We start from the raw sequence: 20,152 nt of genomic DNA on the forward strand, positions 1-20,152 counted from the left end.
TTGACCTTTTAACAAATAACTATTATCATATAAGTATGGCCTTTGCAGCAAGTCAGCAGTTAAACAGATATTATAATCTATATAAAAATATAGATGTAACTTTCTCAAAAGAAGTCGTTTCTACCCTTAATTTTGAGCCTAAACAGGTTTTTGTTCGTTGTTCCGGCGGACAATGGCCATGTATTATCAATTCGGCTTCTATGACAAAGGCTAAAATAATTTGCGGCAAAAAAAGCGGTTTTCTGGCCAGGTTGAGGAGCGGCATAACATCCGTAAATATAAGATTTGCCTTTTTTGATACTGAAGGAAAAGATTCTCTTTCTTTTTTTGTTGCAGCTAAGTTGGTCGGTATTTCTTCTTATGAAGCCGGAAACCAAGATCTTGTTTTAATAACCTTCGAATATACCCAGAGAGCTCCGGATGATTTAATAGAAAAATTAGGCATCTTACTTGAAGCTAATATCAATTCACAAAAACGCCAAAATGAGCGAGTTGTTATCACTCCCGAGATAAGCAGAAAAATAGGTCTTGTAGAAAAAGGAACGGTTGTATATATTGATGCCGTTCCCAGACGCTGTCTTATTAGGGACCTTTCTTTTTCGGGCGCTAAAATTCTTCTTGTCGGTATTGCTAACTTTTTAATAAATAAAGAAGTAATTCTCCGCTTTGCTTTTGATGATCCGCAGTCTGTTTTTGGAATAAAGGGAAAAACTGTGAGAACCGAACCTGTTGAAGGTAGAAAAGACTTGGTTGCTCTTGCAGTTCAATATTATCCGAAGAATATCCCAATGATGTATAAGATGTACTTAAATAAGTATTTTTCCGTTGTGCGTAAACCTGCTTCGGATGGTTTTGGTGATGACTTCTTGGAAGATGTGGCTCCTGCTTCATCCTTTGCGCCTGTTTCTTCTCCAATCGGTACCAATACGGCTCCTCTAACGCCGCCCCCTGCTGATTCTGCTCCGGAACAAATTTCTTAACAATGACCTGCTGAAATTTCAAATTACCATATTTAGGAGATAAAATGCAAAATCCTATCGATTCGCTTTTATATGTAAAAATATCGGCTGAACAAGCCGGCAAGATTTTTGAAAATCTTGAGTCTTCAATTCCTCTTCCTATTCAATTATCCGAACCCGGCCAAAAAGAAGATTTTAAGGCCGAAAATATAAAGCCGGAAATGATTTTAGCCGGAATGCTTACCGTTTTTGCCTATGACAGGGAAAATCCAAATATTCAGTATTACAGAAAAATATTTAATTTACTCCGTCCCGATATCCGTAAAGAAATGACTGAGGCTGCAATTATCAAAATCAAAAATAATGATTTTGATATGGCTGAAGAGATTTTACTTTCTCTTGAAGGTTTAAATCCGGATGACGGTATAACCAAATTAAACCTTGCTCTTTTGATGGAGGAACGTTCTCAATTCTGTGAGATGAGAGAACTTTTTGATGATGCTTTGAGCTTTAATAAAAGAGCCGAAGAGCTTTATTCAGAGCTTATACTTTTTGAGCCTCCATTGCCGGGCGTTTTTTTTAATGCTGCATATTTTTTTATAAAACAGAAAAACTATATAAAAGCCAAATCTCTTTTAAAAACATATTTGGAAATAGAAAATGACTGTGCAGAAACAGCCGAATTCCGAAAAGCTAAGGCTTCCGAGTTGCTTAAAATTATTTCGGAACAAGCCCTCGACGATGAACTTTTCCAAAAAGCCTATAAATATATTGATTTAGGCGAAGAAGAAAAAGCCGCCGAAAGTATAAAGCTTTTTTTGCGAAAAAATCCTAAGGTTTGGAATGCTTGGTTTTTGTTGGGCTGGGCTTTAAGACGGATGAGCAGATGGGAAGATGCCCGATCTTCTTTTTTAAAAGCTATTGAACTTTTAGAAAATTCCGAAATTTCAGACAAAGCACCTCTTTGCGATGTTTACAATGAGCTTGCAATTTGTTTGATGGAGTTAAAACTTTTTGATGAAGCTGAAAAACATCTTATAAATGCCCTGAGTTTAGATTCCGAGAATATAAAAATTATTTCCAATCTTGGCACCCTCGCTCTAAAACAGGGAAAACAAGAAGAAGCAGAAGCCTTTTTTAGAACCGTTTTAGAAATAAATCCTGACGATAAAATCGCTTTAAATGTTTTAGGTAAATCGCGGGCGTAAGTTAAATCAGGTTAGTCTCTTGACCTAAAAAGATTATTTGTAGTATTCTTATCCGGCCGGAAAATCGGCATTGGAGGAAAGTATGAAAAAAATATATTCGAGTTTCTTTTTCTTGTTTGTTGGCCTTAGCTTACTATTTGCAGGCGGAACCAAGGAAAAATCTGTAAATGACAGCTTTAAAGTTAAGGTTGTATTACCCGCAGGAGCTCCTGCTGCAGCTCTTTCAAAACTTGTGTATGAAAAAACACAGTTTGATAATTCTGAAACGGAATATGAAGTTGTTTCAGGTCCGGAGCTTTTACAAGCGAGGGTTTTATCTGGGGAGGCCGATATTATAGCCGTGCCTACCAATCTTGCATCGGTCTTATATTCCAAACAGAAAAATATAAAATTGTTGGCTCCCATTGTTTGGGGAAATCTTTATTTTATAAGTTCGGAGCCTGTTTCTTCGATAGCAGACTTAAAGGGCAAAACTATTTATTCTTTCGGAAGAAATAATACCCCCGATTTGACAGCCCGCGAAGTGCTGAAGAAGAACGGTATTGATCCTGATAAGGACGTGAGTTTTGAGTATTTAAGTGCTGTCGGGGATATTCCCTCTGCTTTTATAAGCGGGAAAGCGAAGTATGCCCTTGCTGCAGAACCTTCTCTCAGCATGATCATGACAAAAAAGCCCAATACTAAGATTGTTGTTGATATTCAGGAAGAATGGAAAAAAGCTTTTTCAGGAGCGTCTTATCCTCAAGCTTCTTTAATTGTAAACGCCGAATTTTTACAAAAACATCCCGAATATGTAAGTGCTTTTTTAGATAAGGCTAAAGAGTCTTCCGAATGGGTAAAGGAGAACCCTCAAAAGGCTGCCGAGTATGCTTCCAAAATTGCTGCATTGCCTCCTCCGCCCATTTTATCCAAGGCTATTCCTAAGCTGAACATAGTTTTTGTTGAGGCCGGAAAAGCAAGACCTGCTGTAGAAGCTTATTTGAAGGTTTTGGCTGAAGCCGATCCTAAATTTATAGGCGGAAGTTTGCCTGATGATGCTTTCTACTATAAAGCAAAATAAGTTTAAAATAGGCGGGGCTTTTTTTTGCCTTATCCTTTGGGAAATATTTGCCCAAGGCTTAAAAGCTCCGCTTATTATCCCCCCTATAAAAGAAATATTATCAGCTCTTTTTGTTATTATAAAAGCTCCGGAAACTTATGTTTTTATTTTAAGCACCCTTATAAGGATTTTTATAACATTGACCATAGATTCCTTTATTGCCTTTCTTTTAGGCATAGCTTCCGGCTTAAATAAAAACATTGAAGATTTTTTATCGGTTCCCGAAAATATTTTAAAATCCAGCCCTACAATATCCGTTTTGCTTTTAGCCTTAATTTGGTTTAAATCGAATATGACGCCCATCTTTGTAACAAGTTTGATTGTTCTTCCTCTTCTGTATAGAAACATTGTAGACGGAGTAAAAAACATAGATAAAGGTCTGATAGAAATGTCTTACGATTTTAATGTTCCTTTCGGTAAAAGATTAAAAAGTTTATACCTTCCCTGCATAAGACCTTTTTTGAAGAACGGTTATATTTTAAGTACGGGCTTTGCCGTGAAGGTTGTTATAATGGCAGAGGTCTTAAGCCAGCCGAAATACGGCATAGGCTCTGCTTTTCAAACAGCTAAGATTCAGATAGAAACCGCTTCTATCTTTGCATGGACGGGAATAGCCGTCTTACTTGCCTCCCTCTTACAAAAGGGAGTAAAAAAAATTTTATAGTATAATTTTTCGATTTTAGTTTTCTGTATTCTTGACTTTTTAATATAAATATAGTAATTTATTCACAGCTTGGGGATGTTCCGGTTTCGACCGGAAAGACGGAGGCTTAAGCTGCAGGCGGAGTGCCGATCTCCTGATTCGGCAAACACTATAACTGCCGAAAATAACGACAGTTTCGATTACGCCTTAGCTGCATAATCGCGGAATCTGCTTTGCACTGCTCCGAGCGGAGCATGATTCCGACGCCAATCGGGGCTTGCTTTTTAGCGGTGTGTAAACGTTAAAAGGGACTTTTTTTACACTAAGGATTCGACGCTTTCGGTGCTGCTACCGGATCCCTACAACCACCTCGCACCGATAAGCCTGTAGACGCTTCTGATTCCCTTTTCGGGACGGGGGTTCAATTCCCCCCATCTCCATCGGCTTTTTAAGATTCTATACCACGCCTTGCTTGTACACCGTCATTAAAATAGTGCTTTATCATCTTCATTTCGGTTACAAGGTCGGCCGCTTCAATTATTTTTTTATTTGCATAGCGGCCGGTTAAGACGAGTTCTACGGATTCGGGCTTATTTTTGATAATATGCAGGATGCGTTCAATATCAAAAAGACCATATAAAAGGGCAACATTTACTTCTTCCATAATTACAACATCGTACTCGCCCGACATAATTATCTTTTCAATCTTATCCAAGCCTTCATTTGCTCTTTGAATATCCTTTTCCGTAGGATCATTATGAACAAAGTGAGCTTCTCCGTATTGCTCTATTGTAAGATTGGGAAGGTACTCAGGGGCTTTTAACTCGCTGTAATTCATTCCCTTTAAAAATTGCCCGATATAAACCTTGTATCCGGCACATACGGCTCTAAGAGCAAGCCCGAAAGCTGCTGTCGTTTTTCCCTTACCGTCTCCGGTATAAACTTGGACATAACCTTTTTTCATATTTCCCTCCAGAAAAATTAAGCAAATTCGCTATGCCTTGATTATACCAGCTTTTTATTAAAGATACAATTACACGCCGTAACAAAGCCAAATAAGAATATAACCTATTACAACTGCAGTAAGGGTGTAAGGAACGCTCATCTTCATAAATTCGCTGTTTTTTACCTGATGGCCTTCGTTTCTTAAAATACCGAGAGATGTAATATTTGCAGAAGCCCCAATGGGCGTAATGTTCCCGCCGAGGGTTGCACCTGAAAGAAGTCCGAAAAACAAAATGGGCGAAGCTATATTAAGGCCTTCCGAAAGTATTTGTATAATAGGTATCATGGCAGCAACATATGGAATATTATCTACAAATGCAGAAATTAAAACCGAACCCCAAACTATTATTGTGTAAATTAAAAATACATTTGAGCCGAGGGTCAAAAACCAGTCGGCAATGGCCTGTATAACTCCTGCCCTTGTAACGGCTGCAATAACAGTAAAAAGGCCCATCAGTAAAAAGAGAGTTTCAAAGCTGAGTTCTTTTTTGACGACTTTTAAAATATCAAGTTTTTTTGTTTTTATGATATTATAGATAATGCCTGCTATCATAAGGCCTGTACAAATTAAACCGTTTATTGTTTGAGGCTTTTTGTCTTCCGGCAAAAATGAGGCACCAATCATAAGCACTATCATTACGAGAAGTAAAATTGAAGGGAAATAATCCGTTACCTTGGTAAGTTCAACCTTATCTGGCTTTTGGACGGCTTTTCGGAAAATAAAATAGATAATTCCGGTGGCGGCAACAGCTGCAATTTCGACGGCAAAGAAAAGAGAGGGTTTTCCCAAATACCAAAAAAAGTCGAAGAAGGTCATGTTTAAATGGCTTCCTAAAAGAATTGAGGTAGTGTCTCCTACCAAGGTGGCTGCTCCTTGAAGGTTTGCCGAAATCGAAATAGCAATTATGGGTTTAACAGGCGACATGTTGAGCTTTTTCGATAATACAACAGCAATGGGAGCCAGCATTAAGACTGTGGCAACATTATCCATAAAGGCTGAAATAAAACCCGCAAAGAGGGATAGACATACTATAATCCATTTTACATCGGGTACATTGTTTATAATCTTATCTGCAATGCGTTGCGGCATTTTAGATTCGGTAAAAAGGGCAACCAAGCCCATTGTTCCTGCAATCATTAAAATAACATTCCAGTCAATGGCAAAAAAAACTTCATTATAAGGGAGTATCCCTAAAAGTACGAAGATTAGGGCCGATGAACAGGCCACTATCGGCCTGTGGTTTGTCAAGGTAATCATCAAAACATAGGTCAATCCGAATAAGACGGCCGCTAAAATGAGAGGATCTGTAACCATGGTAATCTCCTAAAGGGTAAATTTTTACACTAAATGAGAAAATTTGTCAACATATGGAAAAAATCCTGATTAGGCGCAAGACATCCTTTATTGTTGAGGTCAAATCCGTTTCGGCTGTTTTTTTTGCTTGGCTGAATGGGACGGCAAGACGGTTTATACTGAATACGGCAGAAACTCCCATTTTATAGATATCGTCTATGCCCTCTTCTGCATCGCCTACGACAGCTATTACAGGTACATTTTTCTTTTTGGCTCTTTGGGCAACGCCTGCAATAACCTTTCCTCTTAAACTTTGACTATCCAATTTGCCTTCTCCCGTAAAAACAAAATCGGTATTATCCAGTTTTTTCTCAAAGTCAACCGTATCAAGAACAATTTCAATACCCATTTTTAACTCGGAACCTAAAAAGACAAGAGTTCCGTAGCCCATGCCTCCGGCAGCTCCTGCACCGGGGATTTCGGCCGTTTTAGAACCGGAATTGAGGGATTCGGTTTTTCCTGCAACCAAGGCCAGATGTTTTAGGCCTTGGTCGAGTTCTTCAACCATGCCGGGATCTGCACCTTTTTGCGGAGCAAAGATGTAGGCTGCTCCGGTTTTTCCGAAAAGGGGATTATCTATATCGCACATAGTCGTAAACTTTGCTTTTTTTACAAGAGGGTTTAGGCCTGTCATATCTATGCGTTCAATATTTTTTAAGGTTCCGCCTGCCGGAATAAAACTTTTTCCTTCCTTATCAAAAAACTTAACTCCCAAGGCTGCTGCAGCTCCGCAGCCTCCGTCATTTGTCGCACTTCCTCCCAAACCGATTATAATATTTGTACATCCGTTTTTAAGGGCATCGGCTATGAGTTCACCTACTCCATAGGTCGTGGTAAGGGATGGATTAAGCCTTCCTATCGCAAGAGGGAGACCCGCACAGGCGGCCATTTCAATTACGGCAGTCTTTTCGGCATTCGGCTCTTCATTTTTTAAAATACCGTAAAAGCCTTCCATTTCTTCAAAAAAAGGATTTTTGACTTTAACCGTTTTTCTTATTCCGCCTACAGCTTCTAAAAAGGCGTCGACACTGCCCTCCCCGCCGTCTGCGACAGGGATTGAAAGGGTTTGAGCTTCAGGGAAAATTTCTTTTATCGCATTTTTCATCAAAGTGCATATTCGAGCCGAGCTCATTGTTCCCTTAAAGGAATCGGGGATAAGCAGTATCTTTTTCATCTTTTAACCTCTTTTAAATCGTTCTATAAAAATAAGGATATGATAAATATACCTATAATTGCGGCAATACCGATTACAAGAGTCATAAGGGTTTGCGTCTTGTATCCGTCTTCAGCTTTTAAACCGCCGAAGGTTGTGACTACCCAGAAATAACTGTCATTTGCATGAGAAACGGTCATTGCTCCTGCTCCGATTGCCATAACGGTTAAGGCCGATAGAGGAACGGTAGCAAGGCCCAGGGGAGCCATAAGAGGAGCAAGGATTCCTGCAGTAGTTGTAATCGCAACCGTCGATGAACCTTGTGCAGATTTTAAAATAGCAGCCAAGAGGAATGGGAAGAAAATGCCGACGGTTTTTAAAACGGCAGCATGTTCAGTAATATAACCTACTAAGCTTGATGAAGCTATAACCTTGCCTAAAACACCGCCTGCGGCAGTTACAAAGAGAATGGGGCCTACAACCTTTAAGGTTTCATTTGTGAGAATATAAAAGTCCTCTGTCTTTTTTTGGCTTGCAAAAAGAATGACACCGAAAATGAGACCTACCGCTAAGGCCATAATCGGAGCTCCCAGGAATTTTAAGATATCGGCACCGGTACCGCTCATATTTGCCATAGAAGCAACTGAAGAAAGAGCCATGAGGAGGATCGGCACAATAATAGGAGCTATGGCAGTAAAACCGTTTGGAAGAGTTCCATAACTTGCAACCAGTTCTTCATAGGATTGTGAAACCTCATCTGTAGAGCTGTCTTCTGAAGCCTTTACCTTAGTTCCTATATATCTTGCAAAAAAATAACCTGCAATGAGGGGGAAAATAGAAGCTAGGGCTCCCATGCCGATTACTAAAAGAAGGTTGTTTCCTATGCCGAGAGAGCTTGCAGCTGCAATAGGCCCGGGTGTAGGCGGAATAAATACGTGAGAAATATACAAACCGGCCGATAGGGCTACAGTCATTGCAACGCTCGATATTCTTGTTCTTTGAACAAGAGCCTTGCGTATCGGGTTTAGAATAACAAAACCGCTGTCACAAAATACGGGAATTGAAACTATCCAGCCCATAATCAGCATAGCAAGTTCAGGATGCTTTTTACCTACAACCTTGATAACCATATCGGAGAGCTTTAGGGCTGCTCCTGTTTTTTCAAGGATTGTTCCGATTAGGGCACCAAGAATAATAACAATACCGATACTTGTAAAAGTTCCGCTAAAACCGGCTCCTATTGTGCCGGGAATCTTTACCAACGGTATTCCTGCGGCCAGAGCCAAAAGGAGCGAAACTCCCATAATCGATAAAAAGGGATGAATTTTCAGCTTTGAAATAGCGAAAATCATAAGAGCAATAGCAATAACAAATGTAATAATAAGTGCTATACCTTGCATATAAACCTCCGGACATTTAATAAATGTAAGAAGAATTATATCATATAAATGTTTATAATGCAAATTTAAATATGGTAAAGGCTTTCAGTTTTATGTTTCAAGTTGATAAAGTCTTGACATCATTTTGAAAAACCGTCATCATAGCCTTATCATGTTTAATTATTTTAATGCGAGGTTTTGTTTTATGGGTATAAAAAAACTAAAGAAGACTATAATTTTTATGAGTTTTATTTTTCTTGTTGCGGCTTGTTCGGATAATAAGCCGGAGAAAGAACAAGATATAAAAACTGTTGACGGCAAAAACGATGTTAAAGAAGAAGAACCCATAAATTTGCCTAATACGGAATCTATAAGCTTGACCACGGCAAAGTCAAAGGGTGAAAAAATAAAGCTTAGGGTTGAAAGATTTGTTTCCAATCGTGAGCCTATATGGATCGATTTAAATTCAAATAAAAAAATGGATGAAAATGAAGATATAACGCCTTTTGTTGTACCGGGTATGTCCGCTTATCGTGATTATACTATTGATAGTGAGGTTATAACTATATATGGTAAAATAAATAGGTTTTTTTGTGAGGGAAACCGTATAACAAGTATTGAGTTAGCTAATAATCCTTCATTAACACATCTTTCTTGTTCCGATAATAACCTTCAAGACTTATCTCTTATAAATAACAGGAATCTGGTATATTTATCTTGCGGTAAAAATAATTTGACTTCTATAGATTTTAGCCAAAATTTCGATTTAAAAGAAATTTTTTGTGATGAAAATCTAATCAGAGAACTCGATGTTTCTCATATTAAGGGGTTAAGAACTTTAGAAGCTCAAAAAAATAAATTAAAATTTCTTGATATGTCGAAAAATACTTCTCTTATAACTTTATATTGCTATGAAAATGAGCTGACATATTTAAATACGGATAATTGTAAAAATTTAAAATTTCTTGCTTGTTCCGAAAATGCTCTTACATCCATATGTAACGGGGCGCAAAAAATGGCAAAATTTTGCATTTAGTTTGGCAAAATAGCGTGTTTTTTTATGTTTTATACTGTTTTTTCGTGCATATAAGTAGTGTTCTATAAGCTTTTTACGGCCGATAGAACACTTTTTACTTTTGGCTATAACAATTGAACCTCATTATCGACGAGCCCTATAGGATAGTTTGCCGTTAGAACTTCTATTTTAGTTCTACTTGGAGAAGATGCTGCTCCAGGATGATTGTTTATTTTAAGTTCAATTTGATACCAGTTATTTTCTTTTACAGATACTGTTAAAGATTTGTTTCTGTAAGAACTTAAAAGGAATTTACCTTCAATTTTTGAAAGTTCTGTAATTAAGGCATTAAAGTCTTCTTGAGTATAACCATCATAATGCCCTTGATCTGCTCCGACATACGGCGGGTCGAGATAAAAGAATGTGTCTTTATTGTCCCTAGATCTAATGATTTTTAAAGCATCGCAACATTCGATTTGAACATCCTGAATTCTCATGGCCAATTCTTTTTTAAAACCAGCTCTTTTCATAGACAACGAGCGTGTAAGCTTACCTTGTTTATCATGGGTAAAGCCACCTGTCATAGAGTTATTGAAAGACATATTTGCCAACATCCATATTGCCCAAGCCCGTTTTACGCGGTCAAACATTTCAGGGTTGTCATAGATGACTTGCGCATGTTTATGAAGTCTTCGGCTGTGGAGGCTTATAGCAACTTCCGATTGCAAGGCTGTAAAATCTCTCTGTAAGACTTCATAAAAATTAACGATTTCGGAGTTGATATCGTTGATGATTTCCGACTGTGATTTAGGCTTTGCAAAAAAGACTGCTGCCCCGCCTATAAAAGGTTCACAATAAATCCTATGCTCAGGAATAAGAGATACAATCTTGGAAGCAAGTTGTTGTTTGCCGCCATAATAGGTCAAAGGTGTTTTCATAACACGCCTCCTAAAATATAAAATTTTAGGGCTTAATCAAAAGACAAAAATAACCGATACTTTTATTACCTATGCGCTTAGGTCGGGTGAAAGCCGGTTATCCGGTAAGTGCCGATAGCACTTGTCGGCGTGGACTGAACGCCGATTTTTGCCCGTTATTAAAGCAAATTAATATCGCTTACATAATTCTTATAAAACTTCCACCCCCTTGCTTTAGCCCCATTAAAAGCCTCGACCAGCTCAGGCGGGCGGGTAAAGTCTTTGTAGTTGTTGTCATTGTCATTATACACAACAGCTTCTCCGTTTTCTGTTTGAAGTAGATTATTAAATATATTTTTAAAATTTTGAGCAGTAAGCTGATTAGAGGAGCAGTTAAGAGATTGCAAACTATTCAAGCCTTGGACATTAAGGTTTGTAAGCGGATTATAGGAGCAGTTAAGAGATTGCAAACTATTCAAGCCCTGGACATTAAGGCTTGTAAGCTGAGTAGAGGAGCAGTCGAGAGATTGCAAACTATTCAAGCCCTGGACATTAAGGCTTGTAAGCGGATTAGAGGAGCAGTTAAGATATTGCAAACTATTCAAGCCTTGGACATTAAGGTTTGTAAGCGGATTATAGGAGCAGAAGAGATATTGCAAACTATTCAAGCCCTGGACATTAAGGCTTGTAAGCTGATTAGAGGAGCAGTCAAGAGATTGCAAACTATTCAAGCCCTGGACATTAAGGTTTGTAAGCTGATTAGAGGAGCAGTTAAGAGATTGCAAACTATTCAAGCCCTGGACATTAAGGCTTGTAAGCTGATTAGAGGAGCAGTTAAGATATTGCAAACTATTCAAGCCCTGGACATTAAGGTTTGTAAGCGGATTATAGGAGCAGAAGAGATATTGCAAACTATTCAAGCCCTGGACATTAAGGCTTGTAAGCTGATTAGAGGAGCAGTTAAGATATTGCAAACTATTCAAGCCTTGGACATTAAGGTTTGTAAGCGGATTATAGGCGCAGGAGATATGTTGCAAACTATTCAAGCCTTGGACATTAAGGTTTGTAAGCGGATTATAGGAGCAGTTAAGAGATTGCAAACTATTCAAGCCTTGGACATTAAGGTTTGTAAGCTGATTAGAGGAGCAGTCGAGAGAAGTTATATCTTTCCCTTTAATAATAACAGCTTCATTTTTATTAGGTATGGGAATAGATGTTGATTGATAATTATTTAACACACCTATCTTATTCCCTGCATTCCAGACTTCACATGGACTGAGGTCTTTCGTTTGTACTGTTATGGTTATGGAATCTTGTAAAATCCGCATTGTAACAGTATTATTAAACTGAACCTTTTCAAAAACAATTACACCGTTTACAAGCACTTTATCTAAATCTACCCCGTTAAATTTAACATTTTTAATTTCGGTTCCGTTTACTTTAAGCATAGTTTTACCTCTTATATCGTAATTTCTAATGTTGTATCGGTTAATTTAAAAGAAGCTTTTGCAATAAACTTTTCATCCGTTTCTTGTTTTGTGTAACGGTTTGCAAGAGCTGCGTTGATGGCTGTTATGCCGTCTTTGTTTTCGGTGAGGGCATCAGCGAGTTCTTTTAATGTGTTTAAGGCATCGGGAGCATTATCAATGAGTTCTTCTATTTTTGTGTTAATTTGATGAGTCAGCTCATCTTTAGCTTCTTTTAGTTTGGCGGACATTTCGCTTTTTGCGTCACTTATTTGATTTTTTGTTTGAGCAAAAGTTGTTAGGTCATCATCATTTTGAGCAGCTGAAGCTTTTAGCGTTCCGGAGTCTGTACGAAGAGCAATTGAATTATTAACGACACTTTCAGTTGCAGCATGGGCAGTTGTTTCGTTAATATGCTTTGTCATTTTTTTTGATAGGTTTTCGACTCTCCCGGAAATTTCTTTAGAAGTTTGAAGAACCTCATCTACATTATTCAAAAACTTATTAAAGGTATCCGCAGATACAAAATCTCCATAGGAATGATAGTCTATGTAAACATCAGAGAAAGATTTTAAAAATAGAATAGCTCTATAACAATCTTTATTTGATTGTTCCGAAGCAATAGAATCCAAAATATTATACTCATAATCAAGACCGAGGACTAATCTTTTCGTTTTAGAAATATCTTCAAAAACAGAAAGAGTTTCAGCAAAATAAATGCTGTGCTCAACATAGTACGGATTATTCGGAACAATATTTGATATTTTTTCTCCTCGAATATAGTTTTCGGGGTTTTCCATAAAAATATCTGCATTTAAAAGTTTACTCATTTTAAATCTCCTTATATAAACTGTAAAAGTTTTTTATCTTGTAATGGTCTATCAGATAAAACAAAGTGTGAAAAAATTCTTGAATCTCTATTATGTTTCTTTGTTTGCCGGATCTTTATTTTTTGAGAAAGAGAACCGTTATATTCAAGTTCAATTTCGTCTATAATGCCTTGGACGAATCCATAGCCTCTTAAACTTTTAAAAGCGATTAAGTCAAAGAGAATAAGCCTAGGATCAGCCCATGCTTGAACCGATAAATTGTTAGAAAATTGTCTGTAATAATAAGCCATAGAATTTAAGACAGTCCGCGCAATGTCATCGCTTGCTAAAGCTCCGACTTCTATATTTTTAATTATTTCTCCATTGACTTGTATGTCATCATTATTTCTAGCTGTAATGGTTTTCTTTTCCTTTCCGGGAATAAGCCTATTGCCATAAATATTAACCGTTAAAGTTTGAGGAACATCGGGAAAGTAGTTCCAGACTTTGACATGAAGTCCTTCGGCTGTTTTTCGATAAGAGAATTCGAATTTATTTTTTAAAAACTTATTCGCAATTTCAACAGAGGAAACGCTTACAGAATCCTTTAGTTCTATTTTAAATTCTTCAGGTTTATTTTTTTCGTTTCTGCTTTCAACAGCTGTAGGATCGGCTATATCAAAATTTTCATTTTCATCAGGAATTATGTAAGTTTTGGGCATTTTGGGAATTTCAAAATTTTCTTTTTTTAAAAGGATCTGAATAGGCTTTTCCTTAATCATAATAAGAATTGAAAGCTGCTCCCCTTCATTTCTTGTGATAAAATTCCAGACTTTAACGGTGGCCTTAGTAGCTTTCCCTTCCGGAGAATAAGAATACTCAATAGAATATTCTAAGCCCTTTGGAATAAAAGTGTCAGAAAATTCTATTGCTTCAAAGTTAGATGGAAGATTGAATACTTTAGTCCAAGAAGGAGAAAGCCCGCCGCCAATAGGATATTCTCCATAGGGCGTATTTTTATATTGTTCAGGGAAATCGAGTTTACCGATTTCAGAATATAAGACGACATCCTTTTGACCGATTTGATATTCTCCTTCATACTCATAATTTGAGTATGAAAGATTTATTATATTGGGAGCAGCACTAGATGATTCGCCTAAATTGTTTGATTTAAACTCATTCAGTAAAAAGTATCTTACGGGATAACGGACTGATCCATGTTTAGAAAGAATAAGAGAGGCGATAAGAGCCGATCCTGTTTCATCGCAGGAGCAAAAAGCGTTCGTTAAAATGCAAAGATTATTTAAAAGACTTCCGACCGTTCCGTTTAAAGGGAGTCTTTTTAATTTTATAAGTTTTAAACTTTGGTCAATTCGAGAAGCTGAAAGACTTAGAGCATTTGCAATTTTAACAAAACAAGAGTAAGCATCGGAATTATCCTGAATACCAAGAGATAGATAGTTATTCTTATTAACACCGATATAGTCTTGAGCTTTAATCGATACGGTCGCTTTTTGCTCAGCATTTTTTATATTCATAATATAAAATGAACCGAAGTTTAAATAAAATGGTTTATTGTGTTTGCTCTGTTTTAATAAAAGCGAAACTGAACATGTCGTATTTGAATTGAAAAAACCGAACAAAGGGCTGTTTATATTTTGATTATCATAAAGCCTTGTAAGGTTGTTTAATTCCAAGTCTAAAGAATTAACATAGAGCCTGCCAATAGAGCCTTCTTTGTTTTCGGTTTTTCTTTTTTGATGTTTAATTTTCACAATATCGTTTTCATGTATTAAAAATTCAAAACCCGGATAAAAGGCTAAAATCCATATATGCTTATCCGGAGTTGCCTTAGTAACATGAAGCTCCAATATACCGGCCTTATCACAAGGTAAATCGAATACTATTTTATTTTTTAAGTTGTTTGTAATTGTAAAACTCGCAATAGTTTTACCGAATCGAGTTTTAGCTGTAATAACAGCGTTTGTGATAATTCTATTATCACTTGTTATTAAGGTTATTTTTTTTAAAGAAGTTTCAGGAAGATAAAGAGTAACTGTGTCATCTACATCCCCTGTTTGAGAGGCTTTTTTCCCGATATAGCCGATTCGTGAGTAAGGCCTATTTTTTACAGGATGAAGCCTTCCGTCTTTATGAATATTTTCAGCATTCGGAAAAAGACGGGAAGCAAAATTACTCCGGACAAAGAAACGGTTTTGAATATAAGATAAAAAGGGAGAAACAATCTGGTCGGGGACAGAACCCTTAACGGCATTCGGAGCTTGAATTTTAATGCTTTCAGGAATTTTGCAGGAGAGGAAATTAAAACATACAGAAGCTTTGTACAGTCTGTTATTTCCGAGGATTGTTTTCTCGGTTTCTTTTTTTACGGGTATCATAACATTTATCCTGCGTAAATATAAAGTTCTATAGTTACATTTGAGGGTCGAGTTTCTTCTCCTGTTCTACCGCTTGCGCCTCCTGTTGTCTTTGAAGAAGAAGAGCTTGAACTTGCCCAATAATCATAATCTGCAAGCCATGACCCACCCCAACCTCCGATGTGTTCATCGGTGTATGGGTGCGTGTGATTTTGCATTGTATCTATCTGACCTCCGCCGTCTCCTTTGATTCCGGGATCATGGTATATAGATGTTCCCGATTCTTTAAACTTGCTTGCATTTCCGCCTGCAAGACGCATAAAATCTCCGGGATAAAGAGCATGAATAGCTTTCCATTGGGCTTCAGTTGTTTGAGGATATTTTTCCCAAGGAACAGACATTCCGGGGCATCTAAAATAAGGAAAGCCGGGTAAAGGTATATCCGGCGGAAGTTCTTTTATTTTTTTTAAAGCTTCGGTTAAAAGTTTAATTGAAGTACAGACGCTGTTCCAGTTGTTTTCCAAAAGCGGTTCATCGCTTAATACGGTCGTTGGAACATTAGATTTTAATTGTAGTAAGATTTGTTCAAGCTCGGGGCGTAGTTCCATTTTTTTCTCCTTTAGTTCAATTTTAAAGTAATTCCTGAATACAAGAATTCGGAGTTTTTTCTGAAAGAATGAGAGTATTTAATAGGGTGTACAATGTCTATTTTTATGGCTGTAAAAAAGGCTTTAAAATCACTTTGAGGACTGATCGGCATGTTTTCTTTTTTTAAAAACAGATATTTCGAGCTATCATAAAAAGCATTGTCGATTTTTGTTATAATTTCACAAACACTCTCGAAGTCTTTTTGCGGCAAAACAGAAAACTTGATAGAGGCTGATTTATATTTACGGATTATATCTTTCCGCTTTGAACCGTCGGCCGTTGTAAAAGTTGAAGATATTTGTTTATCCTCGATGTCGATTTTACCGCCTTTAGGGAGAGGAAAAAATTCATCCTGTATACAAATAAAATCATGCGGATAATGATTCTTTAAATATTCTGTTTCAGTCATTTTAACCTCCAACAAACCAATTTTGTTTACCTGTCTCAACGATGTTTAAAAGTTCTCTGTCATGAGAGCGAAGCACATTAAGCAAAGCTTCATCTAAAGACTTTTCACTATTTTGACTTATTTCGATACTGTATGACGGAGAGTAGCTAAATGATTTTGAATTATCTGTTTGATTTAGCCCTGCAGCCTTAAATACATTTTGCAAATTAGGAACATTTATCGGAAGAACGAGCTCAGGTAGGCCTGCTTCTGCAACAAGCCCCGCATTTCCGTTAGGCAGTGTAATCCCTGTCCCTGCACTTGAAGGCATGACGATACCGCCTTGCGCAAATTTAATTAACCGCGGGGCCGGCGGCAAGGGCTGTTGTATATAGTCGGGAGGTGCAGGTTGACCCGCAATAACACCAGCCTGAATACCTGCAGCAACGGCCGCGGCAATACGGGCCGGAGCTTCTATAGCACCGGATGGATCACCTCCAAGAGCTCTAGCAATAGCTACTGCTGCAAGAGCTGTTTGTTCAGCTCCTTTAATAGACATGCTTATAATTCCTTGAGCTTTTTGCCATTTAGCTGCCTGCTGAGCGGCCTTTGCGGCTGCATCACCTGAAGCATTTTCCGTTTGGATGCGAGCTATGGCAAATTCATGTTCGGCTTGAGATTTTGCATTTAACAAAGATATCTCATAAAGACGGGCTTCTTTATCTCTTTTTTTCTTTTCATCATCTTCTTTTTTGCGTGCAGACTCTTCGGCTTTTTTCTTTTTTTCGGCTTCAAGCTGTTTTTCAAGGTTGCGTAATTTTTCAAGATTTGTTTCGGCCTCAAACTGTCCCTGAAGTTCCTGAATATTTCGCTCAGAGGATAAAAGTCTTTTTTCGTATTCTTCATTACGCCTTTGTTCTTCCCGCTCGGAATCTTCCTGTTGTTTTTGTTCTCTCATTTCAGAAAGTTCATTATCAAGTTCTAAAAGAGTTTCATTTTTTTCGCGTTCTATTTCGGCCAATTTTGCTGCTGTTTGAGCCTTACGCTCAAGTTCTTTGTTTTCAATCGACGCTTTCGCAGCATCGGCAATTGAAGAAAAGACTTGTACAACTGAATTGCCTATTGCAGAAATTTTATCGGCTATGTCTTTGGCTGCTTCAGCAAACGACTTTTTTATTTTTTTACTTGATTCTTGTCCTTCATCAGCAAGAGCCCCTAACGCTTCAACCTGTTTTTTTATAAGGGCAGCTTTTTCCTTGTCCTTTTCATTCCCGGAATTGATAAGGTTTAAATACTCGCCCATGAGTTCTTTTTGTTTTTCCAAATAAGCTTTAGTTTTTTCGAGTTCCGCATTGCGTTCTTTTTCTTTATCTGTGTTGCCGGCAATTTGCCCTAGTTCTTTTTTTAATGCGATTTCATCTTCAACAGCCTTTTTTGTTTTTCCGGCTATCGCATTTATATCGTCTATTTCTTTTTTATGTTTTTCATCGGCAATACGGGATAGTTCTGCATTTGTTTTTTCTGTTTCGGTTTTTATACTTTCATTTGCAGCACCTACTATCTCTCTTTGAGATTGTGCAAATGTTTTACCTTTTTCCAGATTTTCATTATGAAATTGCTCAAGAAGATTAAGCCTATTGTTATAGTATTTTTCTTCGGCAGCTTTTAATTCTTCATCTTTTTTATTTTTTTCGATATTGCGATTTGAAATGATTTCTGTTTCTCTTTTAAAGGCCGCATCTAAATCATCTAATTTTTTTGCATGTGCAGATTTTTCATTTTTGCCGGCATCCGGTTTTTCTTTGGTTTCAGAGTCCAATGCAGTTTTACTGTCTTTTAATTGGGCAAGTAAAATCTCATTTTTTGAAATTTCTTCCGAAAAGATTTTTTCTTTTTCAATTAATTCTTTTAAAGCAGCCTCTTCTTTTTTTATTTGTTTATCGTTAATACCATAACCATAATCACCTTTTGCATTTACTTTATATTCGTTTGTTTGTTTTAATAATTCAAGGTGCTTTTTATTATCTTCTATAATTCTTGAAATATTTCCATGAGCGGTTTTTGCATTTTGAATATTAAGTTCGATCTCTTTTATTTTTTCGGCATTAAAATTTTTTAAAACTTCTAAATTGTTTTTATAACCGGATTCTTCCAGTGATAACTTACCTGCAAGTTCAGGAGATAATTGTATAAGCTGCTCGGTTTGCTTTTGAAGTTTTAGTTTTTCTTCCGCCGTTAAGTTTGTTTTGTCTGCCAGTTCTATGTATGCTTTTGAAAGATAGATTGCACTTTCTGCTTCTTTAGGGAAAGAAAGAGATGAGCGAAGAGCTTGGCGTTCTACTTCTTTTTGCTTTTCGGAAGCACGGTCTAACCAAGAACAGAGTTCTTTAATGGCAACTATTGCAGTTGTTACACCAACAACAAAAAGACCAAAAGGATTTGCAGCAAAGGCTCCTTTTAATGCAATCATCGAAAGTTTAACGGCATCGACAGCTTTTTTTACACCCATGACGACAGCCGTTAATGCTGTTGCAGTAAGAATTATTTTACCGACGCCGACTATAGTTTTAATTGTTTGAGCATCTAAATTTTTTAAATATTCAATGCCTTTAAAAAGAGGATTTAAAAGAGATTGTAAGGTAGGAATCAATTCTTGTCCGACTTTAACGGCAAAGGCTTGAGCATTCAGGCTTGCTTGTTGTAGTTGAAAGCCGAAGGCGTTAGGGCCTTCGGTCGTGGCGTCTTTAAAAGCCTGCTCGGTGGCTCCTGCTGCCTGATTCATAGCTTGAAGGTCGCTTGTAAATTTGGCAGCACCTTCCCCTGAAGCATAGAGAGCGAGTTTTCCGGCTTCGGCAGAACCGAAAAGATTGCTTATAGGTTCTCCCGTTTTTTCGGCTTCGGATTTTAAGGCCTGCAATGCACCTTGAAGACCTCCAAAGTTTTCGATAAGTTCAGTTCCTGATTCGACACCAAGAGCCTTGAAAGTTTTTGCGAGCCTGTCCCCCGGCTTTTGCATTTCGGTAAGCAGTGCAGAAAATTTTGTCGAGACTTCCGCAGCTCCTCCTATAACACCGGTACCGGAAGAGAATACGGAAAACAATTCTTCTTGACTTATTTTTAAAATATTGCTTTGAGAGGTAACACGCTGAATTGAAGCGGCAAGTTCCGGAAAAGAAGTTTGTCCGAGTTTTACGGTTGTGAAAGCAAGGTCTGAAACTTTTTTTTGAGCGATGTTAGATGTATCGCCATAACCTTTTGTAACGGCTGAAAGAAGAGCTATAGAGTCTTTTGTGGTCGCTCCTCCTGCCGTGGCACCCTTTGCGGCAAGCTCCAAGTTTTTAGCACTGTCGGCACTGTCTCCGAAGGCAGAGATAACTTCGTAAAGACCGTCGGTTAAATCTTTTGTGGTTTTCCCTACGGCAGGAGAAAGGTTTAAAATTTCATCTTGGAATTCTTTTACCCGTTCTTTTGCACCCGGAATGAGGGTTTGTACTTTTCCGAAGCCTTCGTTAAAGTCTCTAGCCATTTTTGCGGCCGCAATCCCCAAAGCGGCTATTGCCGTACTTGCAACGGCCGCTTGCTTGGAGACTTGGCCAAAAAGTTCGTTAGCGTCCTTTGTTTTCTTTTTAAAATCATCAAGCCGGTTTGTGCTTTCTTCTACAGCCTTATTAAATTGCTCCGAGTCGCCTATTATTTTAAATAAAAGTTCCCTTGCCGTTACTGCCATTTTT

Annotated in this window: 16 protein-coding genes, 1 other RNA gene and 1 pseudogene; 7 read left to right on the forward strand and 11 right to left on the reverse strand. The window is 37.6% G+C overall.

The genetic code is table 11. The features are described from left to right. Window positions 1-35: 35 nt before the first annotated feature. From HYB91_RS11690 to ssrA, 5 genes are all read left to right on the forward strand, one after another. On the forward strand, window positions 36-980 hold the full coding sequence (locus HYB91_RS11690) for a cyclic di-GMP binding protein (protein WP_002666501.1): 945 nt from the start codon (window positions 36-38) through the stop codon (window positions 978-980). A gap of 44 nt (window positions 981-1,024) precedes the next feature. After that, window positions 1,025-2,167: a tetratricopeptide repeat protein gene (locus HYB91_RS11695; protein WP_002676563.1), complete on the forward strand. Its 1,143-nt coding sequence runs from the start codon at window positions 1,025-1,027 to the stop codon at window positions 2,165-2,167. A gap of 82 nt (window positions 2,168-2,249) precedes the next feature. Continuing rightward, window positions 2,250-3,227: an ABC transporter substrate-binding protein gene (locus tag HYB91_RS11700; protein ID WP_002666505.1), complete on the forward strand. Its 978-nt coding sequence runs from the start codon at window positions 2,250-2,252 to the stop codon at window positions 3,225-3,227. Next, window positions 3,199-3,930, forward strand: a complete 732-nt coding sequence (locus HYB91_RS11705) for an ABC transporter permease (RefSeq protein WP_002676562.1) — start codon at window positions 3,199-3,201, stop codon at window positions 3,928-3,930. Before HYB91_RS11700 ends, HYB91_RS11705 begins: the two co-directional genes overlap by 29 nt. A gap of 71 nt (window positions 3,931-4,001) precedes the next feature. Further along, window positions 4,002-4,352: a transfer-messenger RNA gene (gene ssrA / locus HYB91_RS11710) on the forward strand. 5 nt (window positions 4,353-4,357) lie between these two features. Here ssrA and cobO read toward each other — a convergent pair. From cobO to HYB91_RS11730, 4 genes are all read right to left on the reverse strand, one after another. Further along, window positions 4,358-4,873 carry a cob(I)yrinic acid a,c-diamide adenosyltransferase gene (gene cobO / locus HYB91_RS11715; protein WP_002666509.1) on the reverse strand — a complete coding sequence of 172 codons (516 nt, stop codon included), beginning with the start codon at window positions 4,871-4,873 and terminating at the stop codon, window positions 4,358-4,360. A 69-nt stretch (window positions 4,874-4,942) separates the two neighbouring features. After that, window positions 4,943-6,229 carry an ArsB/NhaD family transporter gene (locus HYB91_RS11720; protein WP_002676561.1) on the reverse strand — a complete coding sequence of 429 codons (1,287 nt, stop codon included), beginning with the start codon at window positions 6,227-6,229 and terminating at the stop codon, window positions 4,943-4,945. Window positions 6,230-6,275: 46 nt separating this feature from the next. Then, complete coding sequence (locus HYB91_RS11725) at window positions 6,276-7,442, reverse strand: glycerate kinase family protein (RefSeq protein WP_002676560.1); 1,167 nt, start codon at window positions 7,440-7,442, stop codon at window positions 6,276-6,278. 23 nt (window positions 7,443-7,465) lie between these two features. After that, window positions 7,466-8,821 carry a GntP family permease gene (locus HYB91_RS11730; RefSeq protein ID WP_002666512.1) on the reverse strand — a complete coding sequence of 452 codons (1,356 nt, stop codon included), beginning with the start codon at window positions 8,819-8,821 and terminating at the stop codon, window positions 7,466-7,468. A gap of 184 nt (window positions 8,822-9,005) precedes the next feature. Here HYB91_RS11730 and HYB91_RS11735 point away from each other — a divergent pair. After that, a pseudogene (locus tag HYB91_RS11735) lies at window positions 9,006-9,797 on the forward strand (leucine-rich repeat domain-containing protein); the annotation flags it as partial. 143 nt (window positions 9,798-9,940) lie between these two features. On the opposite strand, the gene HYB91_RS11740 reads toward HYB91_RS11735, so the two are convergent. Then, window positions 9,941-10,753 (reverse strand): DNA adenine methylase, encoded by an 813-nt coding sequence (locus HYB91_RS11740; protein WP_002676558.1) that lies wholly within the window; start codon window positions 10,751-10,753, stop codon window positions 9,941-9,943. Window positions 10,754-10,911: 158 nt separating this feature from the next. After that, entirely contained in the window at window positions 10,912-11,043 is a 132-nt protein-coding gene (locus tag HYB91_RS12960; protein ID WP_256489021.1) for a hypothetical protein, read from the reverse strand. Between the two features lie 90 nt (window positions 11,044-11,133). Between HYB91_RS12960 and HYB91_RS11745 the strand changes: the two genes are divergently transcribed. Next, entirely contained in the window at window positions 11,134-11,952 is an 819-nt protein-coding gene (locus tag HYB91_RS11745; RefSeq protein ID WP_253719541.1) for a hypothetical protein, read from the forward strand. A 239-nt stretch (window positions 11,953-12,191) separates the two neighbouring features. On the opposite strand, the gene HYB91_RS11750 is transcribed toward HYB91_RS11745, so the two are convergent. From HYB91_RS11750 to HYB91_RS11770, 5 genes are read right to left on the reverse strand one after another with little or no spacing between them, the layout of a single operon-like run. After that, window positions 12,192-13,028: a hypothetical protein gene (locus tag HYB91_RS11750; RefSeq protein ID WP_002676555.1), complete on the reverse strand. Its 837-nt coding sequence runs from the start codon at window positions 13,026-13,028 to the stop codon at window positions 12,192-12,194. A gap of 11 nt (window positions 13,029-13,039) precedes the next feature. Further along, window positions 13,040-15,406: a hypothetical protein gene (locus tag HYB91_RS11755; protein ID WP_002676554.1), complete on the reverse strand. Its 2,367-nt coding sequence runs from the start codon at window positions 15,404-15,406 to the stop codon at window positions 13,040-13,042. Window positions 15,407-15,411: 5 nt separating this feature from the next. Next, window positions 15,412-15,993: a hypothetical protein gene (locus HYB91_RS11760; RefSeq protein WP_002676553.1), complete on the reverse strand. Its 582-nt coding sequence runs from the start codon at window positions 15,991-15,993 to the stop codon at window positions 15,412-15,414. 11 nt (window positions 15,994-16,004) lie between these two features. Next, a complete protein-coding gene (locus HYB91_RS11765; protein WP_002676551.1) occupies window positions 16,005-16,442 on the reverse strand; it encodes a hypothetical protein in 438 nt (145 codons plus the stop codon). A 1-nt stretch (window position 16,443) separates the two neighbouring features. Further along, a complete protein-coding gene (locus HYB91_RS11770; protein ID WP_002676550.1) occupies window positions 16,444-20,148 on the reverse strand; it encodes a phage tail tape measure protein in 3,705 nt (1,234 codons plus the stop codon). Window positions 20,149-20,152 lie beyond the last annotated feature (4 nt).

It is taken from the genome of Treponema sp. B152 (genome assembly GCF_024181665.1).
In the GTDB taxonomy this organism is placed as follows: Bacteria; Spirochaetota; Spirochaetia; order Treponematales; family Treponemataceae; genus Treponema_B; species Treponema_B denticola.